This is a genomic window from Gluconacetobacter tumulicola (assembly GCF_014174215.1).
GTDB lineage: Bacteria > Pseudomonadota > Alphaproteobacteria > Acetobacterales > Acetobacteraceae > Gluconacetobacter > Gluconacetobacter tumulicola.
Map to the genome: position 1 here is coordinate 41705 of NZ_JABEQL010000001.1, position 19343 is coordinate 61047.

The window sequence follows — 19343 nt, forward strand, 5'->3', positions numbered from 1 at the left end:
AAGTAGGCTGTGAATGCGGGCTGGCCGCACCCGCTCACCAGCCCACATTTCCAGCCCGGTTCCGTGAGGCACCACACGCCTCAGATCGGCGGCGCCGGCTCCGCAAACGGGTCCGGCGCCCCGGCGACAACCGGCGCGCTGGCCGATTGCGCGTGCTGGCTCTGCGCGGCCTGAAGCGACAGAGCCGCAGCCCCACCGGAATCACCTGCCTGCCCCGCCGCGCGGGCGGCCAGGGTCAGCGCCCGCGCCATGCCGCGATAATCCACAAGCTGGCGCCGCAGATCGGCAGCATGAACAGCCAGTTCCCGCGCCACTACCGGGTCCTGGGCCAGCCTCAGCCGGGCCTGCAATTCATCCTCGTCCGCCTGCCATTTGGCCGGCACGGGGTGCGGATGCGCCAGATGCGCCACCGCCTGCGCCAGCGTCGCCCTGTCGCCCCTCGCGTCCGCGATCAATCCGGTCAACAGGCTGGCCTGTTCGGCAATCGCCGGATCGGGGCTCGCCGTCGCACCGGCGGCCAGCGGCGCCGCCTCGTCATCCCGCGACAGGCGATGCAGGGCGGCCGCCTGCGTCAGGTCCAGCCCGGCATCAGCCCCCTGACGCCCCCGCACCGCCAATGCAGCACGCGTGGCCGCAATGGTGGACAGCGCATCAGCCGGGCGACCCTGCGCCAGTTGCACCACCGCCAGATTATACCCCGCATCGCCGATTGCCCCGGCATCGTCCCGCGCCAGCGCGCGCGTGCCCGCCAGCCGGTACTGCGCTTCCGCGACCGTCAGCCGCTCCAGCCCGGCCGACTGATGCCCCACATCCATCGCCTGATCCAACACCGCATCGCCGGCCGGCGCCGCCTTGCCGCCTCCGCACCCGGCCAGCACCGGCATGGCCAGCGCCAGCAGCAGGGCAGCCCGCCCGCATCCACCCATCATGGCGCGATCCTCCCGGCCGGCAGGCGGTTCGAGGGCGGCGCCTTCGCCCCGCCGCCACCCAACAGCCACAGGCCGCGCAGTTGGTCCGTCAGCTTCTGCAGGCTGGCGGCAGTCGTCTGCGCCTGCGTCAGCAACACCGGCAGTTCGGCCGATGTCTCCTGCAGGTTGCGGGTGATCGCGGGCATGCTCGGGCTCGCCTTGCGCAGGTCGGCGGACATGGCACGGACATTGGCCATGCTGGCATCGGCCTTCGTCATGACCCCCGACAATTGCCGCTCGATCGGCGTCAACCGGGTGACGGCATCGTTCAGGGATGCGACCAGCGTCTCGGCCTCGCGCACCAGCTTGTCGTTGGTCATCAGTTGCCCGGCAGTACCCTTGCCGGCATGCAGGTCGGTGATCGTGGCATCCAGCATCGACATCATGTGCTGCGCACTGTCCAGCACCGGCAGGACGCGCGCGCGGATATCGGCAAAGGTCTGGGTAACCATGTCGGCCGGATTGGGTGCGGGGTGCGCTGTCAGCACCGCATAATGCCAGTCCATCGGCTGCCCGGTGCCACGCGTGATGTCGATATAGTTCGCCCCGGCCACCACGAACCGCCGCCGGATGGTGGCGGTACTGTCGCGGCGGATGAAAGGCTCGATATCCGGATCGATATCCGCAATCGCATACATACCGCCCGTCGGGTTGATGCGGATGCGCCGGATCGTGCCGGCGCGAATGCCCACTACCTCCACATCGTCGCCCGGCGACAGGCCGCTGACGCCGCCATCGGGCAGGACGATCTGCAACCGGCCGGCCGGTGTCAGCCAGTTATGCAGGATGCCCGCCTCGATCACGGCGGCCGAACAGATCAGCAGCGCCAGCAGCACCAGCAGCCCGACCCATTCGTCGGCATACCGCACGCGCACCAGTTGCCGTGTCAGGCCCTTCACTTGATCCTTGGCCATCAGCCCCCCCGCACCGGGAAAAGGCCTTCATCGAGAAGGCGCAGATGAACATTCACCGCCGGCCGGTAATCGGCCCAGGTCGCGGCATGGCGCACGAACCACATCACGGCAGCCCCCCGGTCACGGGCCGCCGTGATCGCCTCCAGAAACGCCACCGACGCATCCGGCGGCAACATGTCGGAAATGTCTTCCAGCACCAGCAGGTCAGGCCGGCCCAGAAAAGCCCGCACACAGGCCGCCCGCGCCAGATCGGACACGGACAGGCGCCCCGGGCCGGTCACGGGCAGGCCCGGAAAGCCGAAAACCATGCCCAGCTTCATCGCATCCGCCACCACATCGCCGGTCGGACGGGTGGTATGATGCAGTTGCTGGAGGATGATGTTCTGGTGCGTGCCGAACAGGTCCAGCCATGACCCGCGCCGGGTGATCCGCCCGATTCGTCCACGCAGGGCATAAAGCTGCCGGTCCCCCAGTTCCATCCAGTCCAGCCCCATGAACCGCACGCTGCCCGATGCCAGGGCGATCATGCCGCTGCACAGGTCGGCAAACAACGTAGCCCGCGCGAAATCCCGGCATTCGATGACGGCGCAATCGCCGGGCATCAGCCGCAGGTCGACCGGCACCGGGGCCATGCCGCTTTCGTCGAATGAAGGCTGTGCGGCGCGAATGTCCAGGATCGGTCCATCTTGCGCCATGGCTCAGCCCCCCATGCTGAACAGGATATTGACGACCAGCACCGTCATGATCCCCCGCGCGAACCCGCGCGGCATCAGCGTCGCGATCGTGTCGTCCGCATCCACCAGCAGCCCGGTCATGCAGGCCCCCAACCCGACGAAGAAGCCGACCAGGATGAATTTCAGCGGAATGACCAGGAAATCCCACGACGACATCGCCATCAGCACATTGGCGAAGAACGTCCACACCGAGGTCGTGATCACACCCGCCGAGTGGGTAATGATGAAGCCCATCAGCAGCGATATGGTGGCGAACAGGATACCCAGCGTAAAGCCGCCGACCATGAACGCGAAGGTACGCGGCAGGACCAGCAGCAGGAACGGGTCCATGCCCTGCGCCTGCAACGCACGGATCTGCCCCCCCAGCGTCAGGATGCCGATCTCCGTCAGGACCAGCATCCCGCTGCGCCCCAGCAGGATGATTCCGACCAGCACCGGCGAGATCTCGCGCACCAGCACCGACACCAGGATCGAGCCGGTCATCTGCGCCATGCCGGCAAAACCAAGCCAGTAGACCGCCTGCGACACCACCATCAGACCCGCCAGCGTGGCGGTGACCATCGTGCTCAACAGCCCGCCGCCTACCACCTGGCGCAGGCACTGGCGGAATTCCTCGCGCACGGTCCGCCGCCAGGAATTGGGGCGCACGCTCTCGCGCACCACCCCCCAGGCCGCGCCCACCAGCGCCAGCACGAACCGCACCTGATGGCGCGTCAGACGGCCGACCCGCGCCAGCACCGGACGAACGCGCTCCAGGATCGACATCAGCCAACCCGGCCGACTGTCCGGCGGGCTGTCCCCCGGCGCGTCGGATGGTACCGGCGCGGCCGTCATCGCCGCCCCGCCAGCACGTATGTGCGCGTCATGCCCGCATGCGGCACGAAGAAACGCCCCCGTTCACGGAACAGGAACCGCCCGCGCAGGATCTGATAGACCTCCTCCGACACCTGGATGGTGCCGACATCGGGTGCGCCCTGGGCCATCATCTCGGCCATGCCGATGGCATCGCCCCACAGGTTGAAAACCTTCGGGTCCTCACCCAGCAGGCCGCCGAAAACCGGTCCGACATCGATCCCCATGCGAAAGACCGGGTCCAGATCCGCGCGCGACAGGATCGACAGCGACGCCTCGCGCATCACCAGCGCCGCATTCGCCATCCGTTCGGCCGCACCCGGGTCAGGGGTATGCGAACAGCCCGCCACGCAGACCAGCCGGTGCCCCAGCATCTTGATCGAATACAGGCCATAATCCCGCGCCACGGTCTGAAGCTGCACCGCCAGCGCCTCGACCAGCGCGATGATCCGCGCCGGATCGGCCCGCGAGGAGGTGATGATGTCGGCAAAGGTAATCACCATCACCGCCACGGCCGGAAACAGCCCTTCCACCACGCCACCCTGCCCATCATGCTGGGTGCTGCCCGGCGGGATCAGGAATCCGTCGCCCAGCGAATGCTCGGCTTCCTCGGCCGGCGGCCCGGCCAGTTCTTCGGCTGCTGCCGCCACGGCACTGTAGTGCTGGGCGGAGAAACGTGCCGCCACGACGCCCGCGATCATGGCCACGAAATGCGACACCAGCCCGGCACGCGGCGCATCCTCCAGCATGATCATCCCAACCGGCCCCGACGCCCCCAGGATCGGCGCCAGGAACAGGCTGCGGCTGCCGAAGGTCCGCATGAACAGCCGATGAAAACTGACCGTCCGCTCATCGGACCCTGCATCGGGCACCGTGATCGCATCGCCATGCGCCACCAGATCAAAGAAGGCCTGAAGATCGTTGCGCGACAGTTCGAAACCGCCCGAATGAGCATCATGGCGCGAATCATAGGAATCGACGCACAGCAGCGTGGCCCCGTCATGCATCAGGCGCCACACCGATGCCCGCCGGGCCGACGCCATCTCCGCCAGACCGCGCGTCAGGATCAGCGCCTCGTCGGTCGGGTCGAACAACGCCGGATAGCTGGCCACCGTGCGGAGCATCTGGCTCTCACGCCCCGAGACCGCGCGCAGTCCCTCCAGCTCCGCCGACACACGATCGGTCCGCCGCCCCTGGCGGAACAGCAACGCCCCCAGCACAACCGCAAGGGCGACGATCAGCAGCGAGAACATCAAGTTCTGCCGGCCGTCCACCATCGCGAAATTCGCAAAATCGCTTTCCGGCGCAACCAGGATCAACACCCATTTCTTCGCCGTCGACGGCAGGGGCGCCGCCATGGTGACGAAATTGCGCTTGCGGTTGCGGATCGAATGCGGACCATAGCCCTGCACACGATAGACATCGAACGCCTGCGCCAGCACCGGGTAGGTCCGGGGGTCGAGCACCATCTTCGCCGGGTCCCAGTTCGCCTTCTTCGCCACGTCCAGCATGTGCCGGCCGGCCAGAAGATGCCCGTCCTGGTCGAGGATCAGCGCATGGCCGCTCTTGCCGATCTGCAGGGAATCCAGAAAATTCGTCAGCTCGTTCATCGACAGGTTGACGGCAAAGACGAACCGGCGGCCATCCTGCCCCTGATAGGCGATCGAGGCCGTAATGATCATCTGGCCCGTCTGGGTGATCAGATAGGGCGTCGACCAGTACAGCTTGCCGGATTCGGTCGCCCCCCTGAACCAGTCGCGGGTCCGCGGGTCGTAATCACCGGTCGGATTGCTCTCGTTGCGCAACACTCCGCCCTTCTCGTCGTAGAACTGATGGACGAACTGCGCCCCCGCCTCCTCGCCGGTCAGTTGCGTCGTCTCCAGCCCCTTGCCCTTGGGGTCGCGCTCGATCAGGTCGAAATGTCCCTCGGAATCGGCCAGATAGAAGGAATGAACCTGCGCCACGTGCCGCAGCATGCTGCCGCCATAGGAATTGAAGATCTTGATGATCGCCGTCTGCGACCCATGCTCCAGCATGTCGCGCGCGATCACCGTCCCCGCCGTGGCCGGGCCCAGATAATCGCCCACTTCCTGCGCGATATAATTCTGCTCGCTGACCAGCAGGTCATGGGTCAGCGCCAGCGCCCCGGATCGGATCGACCGGTACGAATGCAGGCCAATCCCGCCGATGACCGCAACCACCAGCACGACGCCGAAGATGGGAACGCCGACATGCAGCAGAAACCGCCTGACCTGGTCCGAACGGGCATCGGCGGGGTCCACGATTTCGTCAGCGTTCAATGATCTTTTCCCGGTCTGTTGGCCCAGAGCGCACAACGGCTGCCTCACAAGGATAGGGTACCGTCAACACAAAAACCAACCCGCCAGATGCGTGTCTGCCATCCACGGTCACGCGAACCAGATCGGCTCCTTGAGCTTTTCCAAAAAACGGCTGTGCGCCGCCAGTTCCTCAGGTGACGGCACGATCGGCCGGGGCGTGCGACCGGTCACGCGCTCGTAGCTGTACGCGGCCGGGCCGCCTCCCCCACCATCCTCGACCATCAGGCCCAACCCGCGCTGCCGGCCACCCATCAGTTCCAGATAGACCTCGGCCAGCAGGCGGCAATCGAGCAGCGCGTTATGCGTGGTGCGCGCCGACAGATCGATCGAGAAACGCCGGCACAGCGCGTCCAGGCTGTTGGGCAGGCCGGGATAGCGTTCGCGCGCGATATCCAGCGTATCGACCATCCGGTCCAGCGACAGCACCGGCCGGCCGGCACGCTCCAGCTCCGCGTTCAGGAAGCCGAAATCGAAGCGCGCATTATGCGCGATCATCTCGTCCGGGCCGATAAAAGTCAGGAATTCGTCTGCGATTTCATGAAACCGCGGCTTGCCTTCCAGATCCGCCAGCGTAAAGCCGTGAACCTTCGTCGCCTCCTCCGGAATGTCCCGCTCCGGATGGATCAGCACCCGGAAATGCTCCCCGGTCGGAAGATCGTCGATCAGTTCCAGGGCAGCGATCTCGATCACCCGGTCCCCTTTCTTCGGGTCCAGACCGGTGGTTTCGGTATCGAACAGGATCGATCGCTTCATGGCGTTTTTCCTTCCGCGCGCAACCGCATTCCATCTTCCGCGCGCAACCGCGCGACCAGCCGCCGCACCCGGCGCATGGTATCATTCCGCGACAGGCCGGTGCGGATCACATCGTCCGCCCGGCGCCGCTTCTCCCGATCGGGCATCTGGCGCGCAATCACCGCCGCCACTTCGGCCCGCGCCATGCCCCGCCGCCTGGCCACCCGATAGGCCTGCACCTCCGGCGGCGCCGAAACCACGGCCACCCGGTCGCACAACCGGTCGCCCCCGGTTTCGAACAGCAACGGCACATCCAGCACCACCCAGGAATGGCCCGCCCGCCGCGCCCGCGCCAGAAAACGGTCGCGCTCCTGCCGCACCATGGGATGAATGATGCGCTCCAGGCCCTTCAGGACCGCCCGATCGGCGACGGCTGCGCGCCGCAGCACCGCGCGATCCAGCACCCCATCCCGCACCGATCCGGGCACCAGCCGCCCGATCGCCGGCAGCGCCCTGCCGCCCGGCGCCTGCAACGCATGAACCGCCGCATCGGCATCGAACACCGGAAAGCCGGCCCGCCGCAGCATCCGCGCCACCGTCGACTTGCCCATCCCGATCCCGCCGGTCAGGCCAAGGATACGCATCGTCACCGCGCGAGGTCGGCGTCGAACAGTGCCTGGATATCGGCATCGACCTCCGGATCGACACCGAACCAGCATTTGAAACCCAGCCGCGCCTGATGCAGCAGCATGCCGGTACCGTCCACAACCCGCAGCCCCCGCGCCACCGCGGCCGTCAGCAGCGGCGTCATGCGCGGCACATAAACAATGTCCGACACCACCATGTCATCCGGCGCACGCGTCAGGTCTGGCGTAAACACATCACCCGGCCCGCCATGCATGCCCAGCGACGTGGTGTTCACCAGCAGCGCGTGATCCGGCAGATGGTCCGTCCAGCCCGCCCAGTCGATCACCGAAATCGGCGCCGGCCCCTCCGCCGACAGCGCCTCGGCCAGCGCCACCGCCCGAGCGGTCGTACGGTTGGCGACCGAGACCGCCACGCCACGATCCAGCAGGCTGGCGGCAACCGCCCGAGCGGCCCCCCCGGCCCCCAGCAGCAGCACCGGCCCGCGCGTCACATCCACGCCCTTCGCCTCCAGGCTGGCAACGAATCCGTCGCCATCGGTCGAATGGGCTTCGATCGTCCCATCCTGCGCAAAGACCAGCGTATTGACCGACCCGGAACGCACGGCCGAGCGATGCAGCCGGTCGGCGATCGCAAACGCCGCCTCCTTGTGCGGAATGGTCACGTTCGCCCCCCGGAACCCGGCGGCACGCAGACCATGCACCGCAACCTCGAACGCACCCGGCCGCACCGGCAGCGGCACATAGGCACCATCGATGCCATACCGGGCCAGCCAGAAATTATGCAGCAGCGGCGAGCGCGAATGGGCCACCGGCCAGCCGATCACCCCGGCCAGCCCGGTCGTCCCGCGAATCGTCAGCCGACCGGGCTCAACCCGCGCCGAAGAAGAAGCATCCGTCACGTCACTCATACCGCACTCACGCTGTGTATCGCGCCCAGGCCAGCGGCAGCAGCCGCGCCAGCCGGTCAGCCCATTCCCGCTGTCCCGCCGCATCGGCCACCAGATCCTGCCGGATCTCCAGTTCCACGTGCGGCAGGCCACGCGCCTCGGCATGGAACGGCACCGTATGGTCGCTGGTATCGGTCAGCGCATAGGGCTCGTTGTCGCCGACCACCAGACCGGGCTCCAGCTCCAGCAGATCCTTCAGGATCAGGCCGAAACGCGGTCCATGATTATGCAGGATGCCCGCATGCCAGGGCCGCGCGATGCCATCCATCTCGGGCGTGAAACTGTGCAGCGACACCAGCACCGTCGGCTGCCCCGCTTCCTGCCGTGAATCCAGTTCCTCGGTGATCCGCTCATGATAGGGCCGGAAAATCCGCTCAACCCGCTCCGTCACCGCCGCCGCATCCAGCTCCGCATTGCCCGGCACCGGCGTCCCGTCGCTGATCCGCACGATCGAGCTCGGGTGCCCCGGCGCGCGATTGCAGTCGATCACCAGGCGCGAATAGGCCTGCTCGATCAGGATCGTCTCCAACCGCTCGGCCAGCAGGCGCCCCATCCCGGCCATGCCGATATCCCAGGCGATATGCCGGTCCCATTCAGCCGCCGGCACACCCAGATCGCCCAGCCGGACCGGCACCGCGCGCCCGGCATGATCGCTGACCAGAACGAAGGGCGACTGGCCCGTCCGGCCATGCACCCGCATCGGCTGCGGATCGTCCGCGCCCAGCAGCGGTTCGTCCTGTCGCATCGTCTCGTCCCTCACCTGCTCATCCAGCCCCGGCCGGTTCTACCCCGCGCCCCGTCATCACGAAAGGCGTCGCCTCACCCGCCGGCCGCCAGCCCACGCAGGCGCGCCGGCGCCGATGCCGGGTCCCAGCGCACGGGCCCGACAATGCGCAGAACCTCACGCCCCACCCGGTCGATCACCAGCGTCACCGGCACCCCGTCCTCCCGCAGCGCGGGCGGAATCTGCATGTGCGGATCACACAGCACCGGCAGGTCGGCGATACCACGCACGCGATAGAATCGCCGCACAGTCTCCGCCCCCCCATGATCGATCGAGACCGGCAGCACCGCGATATCCCCCTCCGGCGCCACCTGCCGCGCCAGCGCGGCCAGCGCCGGCATCTCCGCGACGCAGGGCTGGCACCAGGTGGCCCACAGATTCAGGACCACGATCCGGCCATGCCAGTCGGCCAGATGCCGCGTGGCTCCGGCTTCATCCAGAAAGGTCAGGTCCGGCAGCGCGCGCGGCGCGGTCGTCCGATGCGGCGGCAGGTCGACAGGCTCCGGCCCTTCCGCCCGCGCCGGCGGCGCAAGGATGGAATTGCACCCGAGCCATGCGGCCAGTAGGGTGCCGCCATCCGCGAGTAACGCTCGCCGACCGACGGTTTTCGACAGGATCTGGGGCATGGGATGTCTGTGAACGAAGAACATGCGACCGACAATGACTCCGCACGGGCGAATGTCCAGTGGGGTGGTCGGTTCGCGGGTGGTCCCTCGGCCATCATGCAGGACATCAACGCCTCGATCGGCTTCGACAAGGCCCTGTGGCGGCAGGATATCGCAGGCTCGCTGGCCCACGCCGCAATGCTGGCCAGGACCGGTATCATCCGTGCTGAGGACGAGGCCGAAATCCGTCGCGGCCTGACTGGAATCGGCGAGGAGATCGCAGCCGGCCAGTTCGATTTCAGCCCCCGGCTGGAAGACATCCACATGAATATCGAAGCCCGCCTGTCCGACCGGATCGGCGAGGCCGGCAAGCGCCTGCACACCGCCCGCTCGCGCAACGACCAGGTGGCCACCGATTTCCGCCTCTGGGTCCGTGACGCCATCGACGGGCTGGACGAACAGATCGCCTCCCTCATGCGCGCACTCTCCCGCCGCGCCCGCGAGCACGCGGCCGACCCCATGCCCGGCTTCACCCATCTGCAGACCGCCCAGCCGGTCACCTTCGGCCATCATCTGATGGCTTATGTGGAGATGCTGGCCCGTGATCGCGGCCGCCTGGCCGACACCCGCTGCCGCCTGAACGAATGCCCGCTGGGCTCCGCCGCCCTGGCCGGCACCTCCTTCCCGATCGACCGGCGTATGACGGCAGGCGCTCTGGGCTTCGACCGGCCGACCGCCAACTCGCTCGATGCCGTGTCGGACCGCGATTTCGCACTGGAATATCTCTCGGCCCTGTCGATCATGGCCATGCACCTGTCACGCCTGTCCGAGGAAATCGTGATCTGGTGCTCGGCGCCGTTCGCCTTCATCCGCCTGTCCGACGCCTTCACCACCGGCTCGTCGATCATGCCGCAGAAGCGCAACCCCGACGCGGCGGAACTGGTGCGCGCCAAGATCGGCCGCATCACGGGCGCGCTGGTCGGGCTGCTGACGGTGATGAAGGGCCTGCCGCTGGCCTACGCCAAGGACATGCAGGAAGACAAGGAACCCGTCTTCGCCGCCACCGACGCCGCCGCCCTGTCGCTGGCCGCCTGCGACGGCATGATCCGCGACCTCAAGCCCAATACCGAGCGCATGCGCGCCTATGCCGGCTCCGGCTTCTCCACCGCCACCGACCTCGCGGACTGGCTGGTGCGAGTGCTCAAGCTCCCCTTCCGCACTGCCCACCACGTCACTGGCCGCCTGGTGGCACTGGCCGAAAGCCGCGGCGTGGACCTCTCGGACCTCTCCCTGGCCGACATGCAGGCCGAAGAGCCCGGCATCACGCAGGACATTTTCTCGGTCCTCACCGTCGAGGCCTCGCTCGCCTCGCGCACCAGCGAGGGCGGCACCGCTCCCGATAATGTCCGCGCCCAGGCCGAACGCTGGCTGGCCGCCTTAGGCGATACGCCATGATCCGGCGCATGGTACGTCCCGTCGGCACCATGCTGGGCCTCGCCCTGCTGCTGACGGGCCTCACGGCCTGTGGCAAGAAGGGCTCGCCCTCTGCACCCGGCCCGGCCTCGCATTTGACGTATCCCCGCACCTACCCCATGCCCGACTGAGTTTGTGGCCGTAAACGCGCGCTGGTGGCGATCCGGCGCGCGTCCGCTGTTGCGCCGGTGCTCACGGCCATCAAGGCCGCTCCGCTCCGGTGCTCGCGGACACACGCCGGCCGTGCCGCTTGCGCGGCACTCTCGCTCACCAGCCCACGTTTCCGACCACAAACTGCGCGCCCACATGGGGGCGATCTGGCGTTCGCGGCTTGGGGCCGCTCCGCTTCGATTCGCCGCCGTAAGGCTTGAGCGGCGTTTCAGAACGGTTTCAGCAGGCGGTCCAGATATTCCAGTTCCTCGCGCGGGCGGGTGCGGTCGGAATCGCGGCGGCGTAGTTCCTGCTCGATCTCGCGGGCCCGCTCGCGCGATACGGCGTCGGGCACATGGGTGTCGGCATCCATGCCTTCCTTGCCCTCACCCGTCCGCCGGCCCAGCGGATCGCGATCACCCTTCTGGTCTTCCTGCGCGCTCTCCCCGGATTCGTCGCCCTCGCCCGGCTTGCCGCCACCCGAACCGTTCGAGAAGCCCGGCAGGAAGCTGGCCATCCCACCGCCGCCCGATCCCTTCATGGCCTGACGCATCTGCTGGTCGCCCTTCTGCAGATCGGCCAGAGCCTTGCGCTGTGCCGCTGCGGCCGCCGCATCGTCGCCACCGGCCAGGGCCGTGCGCGCGTTCTTGATCGACTGCCCCGCATCGGCGAAACCGGACGGCGCATCCTTCCCCGTCAGCCCCTTGAATTCACGCCCCAGCTCGTCCAGCGCCCGCCCCAGCGCGTGCTGCACGGCCCGGTCGTCCCGTCGCGCCGTCTCGTCACCCGGTGCGTCCCCGCCATGCTGTTCCGGACCAGCCGACGACGGGCCATTCGCCCCCTCCTCTGAAGCGCTCCCCTCCGGCGGGGGCGGACCACCCGGCTGGCCGCCATGCCCCGACTGCTCGTCCTGCATGCCCGGCAACGGCCGCAGGCCAAGGCGCCGCATCAATTCGGCCGCCGGCATCGTCGCCAGATCACCATCCGAATCCGGCGCCTCTTCCTCCTGCCGCGCGCGCCGCTCGGCTTCGGCCTTCTCGCGGGCGCGCTGCTCGCGGTCCAGGCGTGCCTGGCTGTGATCCAGCAACCCGGACTGGCGGCCAATCAGGTCCCGCAACGCCTCCTGCTGCTCGGCGGCCCGCTGGCGCGCCATCATCTGGGCGGCCAGATTCGCCAGATCCTGCGGCGAGGCCGTGCGCATATGTTCCAGCATGTCTTCCATACGCTGCATCATCTGCATCGCATCGGCAGACCGGCCGTTCTTCGCCGCATCCTGCATCTGCTGCATCATCTTCGACAGCGCCCGGTCCCCATCCTGGGTCATCCCGGGCAGATCCGGGATGGCGGTATGCGATTGCAGCGCCTGCTGGGCCAGCGCCTGCATCCGGCGGGAAATCGCCTGACGCAACGCCTCCATCCGCCGCTGCAATTCACTCTGCTCGGCGGGCGACTGGCCCTGCGCGCCCAGTGCCCGCATGCGGTTCAACTGCGCGGTCACGGCATCCTGCGCCGCGCGCACATCCAGCGCCGCCTGCGCACCGGCCCGCCCGCCATGCCGGATATCCTCGATCTCCAGCGCCAGATACCAAAGCCGCGCCACTACCTGATCAAGCGCCGCCTGCGGCTCCACATCGGTGCTTTCCAGCATGTCGGCGGCCGATGCCAGGTTCAGCAACATGCCCTCATCGGCCTGGAACGGATCAGGCATCTCGCCCAGCGCCGCCAGATCGGCGGCACCATCGGCCGGTTCCTCCCGCCCCAGCGCCAGCCGGCGCCTGATGTCCAGCACCGCCTTTGCCACCGGGCTCGTGAACTTGCGCACGCCGAGACGGAACCGCGCCTCCGGGCTCGTACCCAGCTGCCCGCTGGTGCTGGTCGCCACCAGCCGGCCCACAACCTCCTCGCCGGCCCACGGATCGGCCGACAGATCGGGGGTGGCAACGCCGGTCGCATCACGCGGCTGGCCATCAAGCGGGATCGGCACGCTCAATACCCGCGTGGCCGCAGCTCCCTTGCCCTGTTGCGCCAACCGCAGCTCGGCGTGCAACGATGCGATGCCATAGGCCTGCTTCGCGGCATAAGGCAGCCGCGTGCGCCATTCGCCCGGCGGGGCGCCGGGCCGCGCACCCCACGCAATCGTCGGCGCCGCATCGGGCAGAACCGTGACAGTCCAGTCGCTGAAGGTCCGCCCCCGCCCGCGCAGGGCCAGCGTCGCGCTGCCCAGCAGCCTGACCTCCGCCGACCAGCTTCCCGGCCCCAGCGCACGGAACCGGTCATCCGCCACCGCCGGCCCCGACGCCATCGCGGCCACACGCAAGTTCGGCCGCCCCCGCAGATCCGTCACGCTGACACTCAGCACCGATCCCTGCGGCACCGTCGCCCGACCGGTGCGCTCATCCAGAAATACCGGCGCGCCGGGCGCATAGGCCGGCGGCGTGATCCAGGCCTGAATATGCGGCCGCGCCGCACCCGGATCGTCCAGCCCCGGCCAGAAGGCAGCCGCCAGCCGTCCCGGCACCTCCGGCCCAGCCCAGCCCAACGCCGCCAGCAGCGCGACCGGAAGAACGATACCCAGACGCCACGGATCATGCGCCCCTGCCCACAGGCGCGGCCACCCGGCGCGCAGCCGCCCGATGGCCAGCCCCGTGCGCCACAGATGCGCAGCCCACAATCCCGCCTGCTCCGCCCCGCCAACCGCCGGATGGTCGGCCAGCGTCTGCAGCGGACGATGGGCAAGGCCGGACGCACGCTCGATCCGCCGGTCGATGTCGTCCGGCGTCGGGCCCGTCACCCGCCGCCCCCGCCAGACGATCCACCCCACACAGGCACCGGCCAGCATGACCAGAATCGCCCCGCGCGACAGATCGGACAGAGCCTGCGGCACCCCCAGCAGGCCCGCGATCACATAGGCAACCAACACCCCCAGCACCGGCAGCAGGACAGGCCGGATCGCCTCGATCCACAGGACGAGCCGCGCCCGATGCCGCGCCGCCGCCAGACGGACCGCAAATGGCACGATGGAAGCCGCCGGCCCCCCGTCGCCCCGCAGGGATGTGGACCCGCCTGCCATGCCGGGCTCAGCCGCCCGCCGGAACGGGCGTCACCCAGTCGGGAATCCGGTCCGCCGCCCACAGGCTCTCGACCGGCTGGCGTTCGCGAATCACCGACCACCGCCCGCCATCGACCAGCACCTGCGCCGCCAATGGCCGGCCGTTATAGGTGGAGCTCATGACCGCGCCATACGCCCCGGTATCCAGCAGCGCGACCCGCGCCCCTTCTTCCAGACGCGGCAGAACCCGGCCATCCGCAAAGGAATCCGCACTTTCGCAAACCGGCCCGACCACATTCACTGCCTCCACGGGCCGCGTCGCATCGCGGGCCGAAACCGGCAGAATGCCATGCCAGGCCTCATAGAGGCTGGGCCGCATCAGATCGTTCATCGCCGCATCCAGGATCAGGAAGGACGGCAACCCGTCCTCGCCCGCCTTGCGCAGGATCACCCGCGACAGCAGCAGCCCGGCCGGCCCCGCCAGCCAGCGCCCCGGCTCGATGGCCAGCCGCACGTCCAGATCGCCGAGCTCGGCGCGGATCGCGCCGGCCAATGCTTCCGGCGCCCCTTCGGCCTCATCGCGATAACAGATGCCCAGGCCCCCGCCACAATCCACCAGGCTGACCGGCAGGCCGCGCGCCCGCACCGTGCGCACCAGCTCCGCCACCCGGGCAAACGCGGCCCGATAGGGCGCCATCGCGACGATCTGGCTGCCGATATGCACCGAGAATCCCAGCGGCTTCAGCCCCGGCAACCCCGCCGCCCGTTCGTACAGCGCGGCGGCACGGGCATAGGCGATGCCGAACTTGTTGGTCGACAGGCCGGTGGTGATCTTTTCATGCGTGCCGGCATCCACGTCCGGATTCACCCGCAGCGTGATCGGCGCCACCCGGCCCGACGACGCGGCGACGTCGGAGAGAATGTCCAGCTCCTCGGCACTCTCGACCGCGATGTGGCCAATCCCCTCGACCAGGGCCAGCGCCATTTCCTCGCGCGTCTTGCCGACACCCGAAAAGACGATCCGCGCCGCCGGCACCCCGGCCGCGCGGGCCCGGCGCAGTTCGCCGCCACTGACCACGTCGGCCCCGGCCCCCTCCGCCGCCAGAATGCGCAGCACGGCCAGATGATCGTTCGCCTTCACCGCGAAATGGATCGACGGCGCCAGCCCCGCACCGCGCATCGCATTCTCCAGCAGGCGATAGCGCGCCCGCAGGGTGCCCGCCCCCATGACCCAGGTCGGCGTGCCGATCGCATCGGCGATCGCGTTCAGCGGCACGTCCTCCAGCACCAGGCCGTCAAGGGCGTGCATCAACAGATGCGGTCGCGCGGCCAGAAGGTCGGCGACGGTCGGGTCCTGCTCGGCAGGCGAAGAGGGGCAATCCAGCATGCACCGAGAATACCGGGACGGCGCCCCGGTTCCAAGCGCCACAGGCCCCCGATGCTGTTCTTTCGCCATACGATCCGATAGAGCATTCATGAGGCTGGACAAACCCGGGGAGGCCGCCATGTCCGACGACAAGCTGATCGACGCCGCGATCGCCGTTCGCAACAACGCCTACGCCCCCTATTCGCGCTTTCTGGTCGGCGCCGCGCTGCACGACGCCGACGGGCGCCTCTTCGTCGGCTGCAATACCGAGAACGCCGCCTACCCCCAAGGCATCTGCGCCGAAGGCGGAGCCATCTCGGCCATGGTGGCGGCCGGCGGCCGCCGCATCACCGACCTGGTCATCTGCGGCGGGGGCGACCGCGCCTGCGCGCCCTGCGGCGGCTGCCGCCAGAAAATCCGCGAATTCGGCACCCCGGACCTGAGAATCCGCATGGTCGGGCCGGAAGGCGACATCCTGCTGGTCCGCACGCTGGCCGACCTGCTCCCCGACGCCTTCGGCCCCGAGGATCTCGACGCCGCCTGAACCGGCCAAAGCCCGCCAGGTCGGCGCCTGCCCGATCAGAGCCGACGATCGGCCCTTCTCTCCCCTGCGATATCGGCCGAGGCCGCCAGCCCCCAGCCGACCATCAGGAAGATCCAGCCCGCCGTCCGTACGGTAAACAACGCGCTGCTCGAGGCCAGCGGCCACAGCATCACGCAGCATGCCACGCACAGCATCGCCTGCTGCGGCGCCTGTGCTGGCGACAGGACACGGATCATCCGCCACAGCCAGCACGCCACCATCGCCAGGAAACAGGCCAGCCCAGCCCACCCCGCCGTCGTGGCAACCTCCAGATAGATATTGTGCGGATGGATGTTGCACCCCAGCGCAACATCGCGGGTCGGAAACGTATGGCCGAACAGCACAAGGTCACGGACATAGGCCGGGTCGGCGCACGCCCCCCTGAACCCATCCACGCCCAATCCCAGCCATGGATGCCGGGCCAGCATGACCCCGGCGCGGATATAGATCTGCCCATAGGGACTGTCGGAAAAATGCCGCATCTGGTCCATGAAATGCACCACGAGCTTGGCATAGGCAGGCGGCGACAGCACGGGCAGCAATGCTAGCCCCCCGGCCCCGACCAGCCCGGCAGCCAGGACCGGCCAGCGCAGCCGGCGGATCAGCACGGCCATGACGGCCAGCCCAAGGCCGAATAGCAGCGCGGGCATGCGCTGGCCGATCAGGATCATCGTCAGCGTCAGGAACATGATCAGGCCGATCCCCGCCAGCCGCGCGCGCCAGACCGGCGCTTCCAGCCAGCGCGTGGCGAACACCATCAGCCCCGGAAAGACGACCATCAGCAGGGCCGCCCCCGCGCGGGGCTTGTAGAACGGCCCGGTCAGCGCGCCATCCACCCAGCGCGGATAGCCCCACAGATTGGTCCCCAGCAGATATTGCTGCCAGCATTCCACGACCAGCCACAGGGCCGCCAGCGTCACCGATACGCCCAGCCAGCGTCGCGCGTCACCATCGCGCAGCACCCAGCGTTCCAGCGCCATGCAGAACAGGAAGAACCGCCCCAGCACGACCGCCTCGGCAACCGCATGGCCGGTGCCATGCATCACCGACGACAGGATGGCCAGCACCCAGAATGCCAGGGCAAACACCGGCCATCCGCGCCACCAGCCACGATCGCGGGCGCGCAGGCAGTGCAGAAGAAACAACACCGCGATACAGGACATGAATCCGTCGCTGATCGCCCGCCCCCGTAACTGAAAGAACGGCAGCGTCATGGTCATCGCCAGAGCGATCCCCCGTATCACACCATCGCGCACGCCCCAGCGCCCGCTTACCTTTTCAACCATCATCCACATATAACGCCGCTTGCCAGTCCAGGCTTCCCCATACAGGCGTGGGCGCATTCCTGGCGATCAGACTCTCCGGCACGAATTGTTTCAGAGCCTGACCGAAAATGCACCTGGGCGGCGATCCAGCGCGCGTTTCCTGCGCTTCGGTGTTCATGGCCGGCAGGCCGCGCCGCTCCGATGCTCAAAAACACACGCCGGGCGCAGCCCTGCCGGCCGTTCTCAATCGACCGGCGCCTCGCGACTGGTCAGGCGGCGTACCCCACTATCGGCATGAGGATTGGCATAATGGAACAAGGCGGTGGCACGGATCTGGTCGCGATCGCAGGGTTCGTTCGCATGCACCGACCGGTATCCCCAGAAGAAATAGACATTCCCCGGCTTCATGCGAACCCGGGTGAACCGCAGACGGCCGGATGTGACACCCCGTCTCAGGACGATCTGCGTCAGGCGGTTATCCAACAGGACCTTGTCGAGCAGATTGGCCAGATAGGTCTTTCTGATACCGCGCAGGTTGGGAAACATGATCAGGTCGCCCGCCTTGCCCACCGACGGCATCAGGATCGGCACCAATGCGGTAATGACGTACGAATCGTAATGGAAGAAATAGGCGTGCTTCTCACCGGTTTTGCCCGAGAGACCGCGCAGAACCTGGTAGAACGGCACATCCGGACCCACTCGGCCTGTTCCCATCCGGTAGATCGTCCGGCAGGCACGGTTGAATTCCGGCGACAGGGACAACGCCTCCAGCATGGTGCCGCTGACGGCGCCCCGGCCCGTGAGAGCCACATATTCGCCGCCCACACCGGCAATCTTCCCGGCAACGAAATCCTGCAGGGCCGCCAGACGCGCGGGGTCGATACTGTCGTAAGCCACACCAAAACCGTTCCGGTGCATGTCCCCGACAATGCGCGCCAGCACGCTGTCCGGCAAATCGGGAAAGACCGGCTCGGACAGCGTCTCCCCGCCCCCGGCTGGTGCCGTTTCGGAGGGCGATAGTTCGATATCTCCCATTTCGAAAGCAACAGTCGCAGTCTCATCCCGGCTGATAGCCGCTGCCTCATCGCTGTTCATTGTTTCATCCCCGGAAGGCGGAGACGATGAACGATATGAAATAATCCCGGTTTCAGGGAAACGATCCGTATCGGCACGGCACCAGCCGGATTCGGCCAGCGGACATGACGGACCACCATCGCAGGAAAATCGTCCAGACCATTCCAGATAAAGAATACAGCCTCTCGCAACCTGTCCCGCAGCCCAGGCCGCACGCTCATATTCCGCCGCCAATCTCACAATATTGTGAAAATAGACACCAACGACCGAGCCCACCGGACACCTGGCCAGTCGCAGCAAGCAGAAAGGCAACGCTTCTCCCGTCTGAGACGATGAACCCGTCGAAACGTTAGCGCCCGGGAGGCAAGAGCGGCCGAACCGCATCCTGTCATGACGTCGATGCAACACCCTGAATTCCAAGCATTGCAACGCTTTATCAGGTCGATACCTGAACTGGCATGGCTCTCCCTTGTCGAATCGGCACCAATATTGGATGGAGGCATCGCCTCACGGCAGAGACAGGCTCGGACCTTGTCCATGTAACCGCCTGAACAGAGCCCGCTCTCACCGGTTCCGGCGCATGTCCCATGCCCAGCTTCCAGATTATGTTCCGATATATGAAGACATTTTCATGTCCTTTTCTCTATCCTTTCGCCCGTGACAAGCGATGCCGCAATAGAACAACAGTCCGGCGCAGCAGAACGTCAGGCAGGCAGTTCGGCATTCCATCATAGCAGGCATCAGACAGAGACCCGAAGACGCTCACCAACGCAATGCACCTGATGCGGGAGTGGCCCCTGCCGGAATTCCCCTCGGACCCGGTGCGCCGACAGAGATCTGCAGAAGACAATCGTGCCGGGC

Annotated in this window: 17 protein-coding genes; 3 read left to right on the forward strand and 14 right to left on the reverse strand. The window is 67.6% G+C overall.

What is annotated here, in order from left to right; all coding sequences use genetic code 11:
• Window positions 1-80: 80 nt before the first annotated feature.
• The 10 genes from HLH29_RS00225 to HLH29_RS00270 form a co-directional block, all read right to left on the reverse strand.
• Window positions 81-929, reverse strand: coding sequence for a hypothetical protein (locus HLH29_RS00225; RefSeq protein WP_246373521.1), 849 nt, complete (start codon window positions 927-929; stop codon window positions 81-83).
• Window positions 926-1882: an MlaD family protein gene (locus tag HLH29_RS00230; protein WP_182964007.1), complete on the reverse strand. Its 957-nt coding sequence runs from the start codon at window positions 1880-1882 to the stop codon at window positions 926-928. The genes HLH29_RS00225 and HLH29_RS00230 overlap by 4 nt, the downstream gene beginning before the upstream one ends.
• Complete coding sequence (locus HLH29_RS00235) at window positions 1882-2577, reverse strand: ABC transporter ATP-binding protein (RefSeq protein ID WP_182964008.1); 696 nt, start codon at window positions 2575-2577, stop codon at window positions 1882-1884. The genes HLH29_RS00230 and HLH29_RS00235 overlap by 1 nt, the downstream gene beginning before the upstream one ends.
• A gap of 3 nt (window positions 2578-2580) precedes the next feature.
• The gene (locus HLH29_RS00240; protein WP_182964009.1) at window positions 2581-3450 is read right to left on the reverse strand and encodes an MlaE family ABC transporter permease; all 870 of its coding nucleotides are present in this window, start codon (window positions 3448-3450) and stop codon (window positions 2581-2583) included.
• Window positions 3447-5768, reverse strand: a complete 2322-nt coding sequence (locus HLH29_RS00245; RefSeq protein ID WP_182964010.1) for an adenylate/guanylate cyclase domain-containing protein — start codon at window positions 5766-5768, stop codon at window positions 3447-3449. The genes HLH29_RS00240 and HLH29_RS00245 overlap by 4 nt, the downstream gene beginning before the upstream one ends.
• A 108-nt stretch (window positions 5769-5876) precedes the next feature.
• On the reverse strand, window positions 5877-6560 hold the full coding sequence (dnaQ, locus tag HLH29_RS00250; protein ID WP_182964011.1) for a DNA polymerase III subunit epsilon: 684 nt from the start codon (window positions 6558-6560) through the stop codon (window positions 5877-5879).
• Window positions 6557-7183: a dephospho-CoA kinase gene (coaE, locus tag HLH29_RS00255; RefSeq protein ID WP_182964012.1), complete on the reverse strand. Its 627-nt coding sequence runs from the start codon at window positions 7181-7183 to the stop codon at window positions 6557-6559. The genes dnaQ and coaE overlap by 4 nt, the downstream gene beginning before the upstream one ends.
• A 2-nt stretch (window positions 7184-7185) precedes the next feature.
• Window positions 7186-8094, reverse strand: a complete 909-nt coding sequence (locus tag HLH29_RS00260) for a shikimate dehydrogenase (protein WP_182964013.1) — start codon at window positions 8092-8094, stop codon at window positions 7186-7188.
• Between the two features lie 7 nt (window positions 8095-8101).
• Entirely contained in the window at window positions 8102-8878 is a 777-nt protein-coding gene (locus HLH29_RS00265) for an N-formylglutamate amidohydrolase (RefSeq protein WP_182964014.1), read from the reverse strand.
• 74 nt (window positions 8879-8952) lie between these two features.
• A complete protein-coding gene (locus HLH29_RS00270) occupies window positions 8953-9543 on the reverse strand; it encodes a TlpA family protein disulfide reductase (RefSeq protein WP_182964015.1) in 591 nt (196 codons plus the stop codon).
• Window positions 9544-9546: 3 nt separating this feature from the next.
• On the opposite strand from HLH29_RS00270, the gene argH reads away from it, so the two are divergent.
• Both argH and HLH29_RS00280 read left to right on the forward strand, forming a co-directional pair.
• Window positions 9547-10977 (forward strand): argininosuccinate lyase, encoded by a 1431-nt coding sequence (gene argH / locus HLH29_RS00275; protein ID WP_182964016.1) that lies wholly within the window; start codon window positions 9547-9549, stop codon window positions 10975-10977.
• Between the two features lie 8 nt (window positions 10978-10985).
• Window positions 10986-11126: a hypothetical protein gene (locus HLH29_RS00280; protein WP_182964017.1), complete on the forward strand. Its 141-nt coding sequence runs from the start codon at window positions 10986-10988 to the stop codon at window positions 11124-11126.
• Between the two features lie 248 nt (window positions 11127-11374).
• On the opposite strand, the gene HLH29_RS00285 is transcribed toward HLH29_RS00280, so the two are convergent.
• Together HLH29_RS00285 and lysA are read right to left on the reverse strand one after the other, a co-directional pair.
• Window positions 11375-14215: a DUF4175 domain-containing protein gene (locus HLH29_RS00285; protein WP_182964018.1), complete on the reverse strand. Its 2841-nt coding sequence runs from the start codon at window positions 14213-14215 to the stop codon at window positions 11375-11377.
• 7 nt (window positions 14216-14222) lie between these two features.
• Window positions 14223-15581 (reverse strand): diaminopimelate decarboxylase, encoded by a 1359-nt coding sequence (gene lysA, locus HLH29_RS00290; protein WP_182964019.1) that lies wholly within the window; start codon window positions 15579-15581, stop codon window positions 14223-14225.
• A gap of 118 nt (window positions 15582-15699) precedes the next feature.
• On the opposite strand from lysA, the gene HLH29_RS00295 reads away from it, so the two are divergent.
• Window positions 15700-16104 (forward strand): cytidine deaminase, encoded by a 405-nt coding sequence (locus HLH29_RS00295; RefSeq protein ID WP_220791307.1) that lies wholly within the window; start codon window positions 15700-15702, stop codon window positions 16102-16104.
• Between the two features lie 35 nt (window positions 16105-16139).
• On the opposite strand, the gene HLH29_RS00300 is transcribed toward HLH29_RS00295, so the two are convergent.
• Window positions 16140-17432 (reverse strand): O-antigen ligase family protein, encoded by a 1293-nt coding sequence (locus tag HLH29_RS00300; RefSeq protein ID WP_182964021.1) that lies wholly within the window; start codon window positions 17430-17432, stop codon window positions 16140-16142.
• A gap of 219 nt (window positions 17433-17651) precedes the next feature.
• Window positions 17652-18503: a hypothetical protein gene (locus HLH29_RS00305; RefSeq protein ID WP_246373523.1), complete on the reverse strand. Its 852-nt coding sequence runs from the start codon at window positions 18501-18503 to the stop codon at window positions 17652-17654.
• Between the last annotated feature and the right edge of the window lie 840 nt (window positions 18504-19343).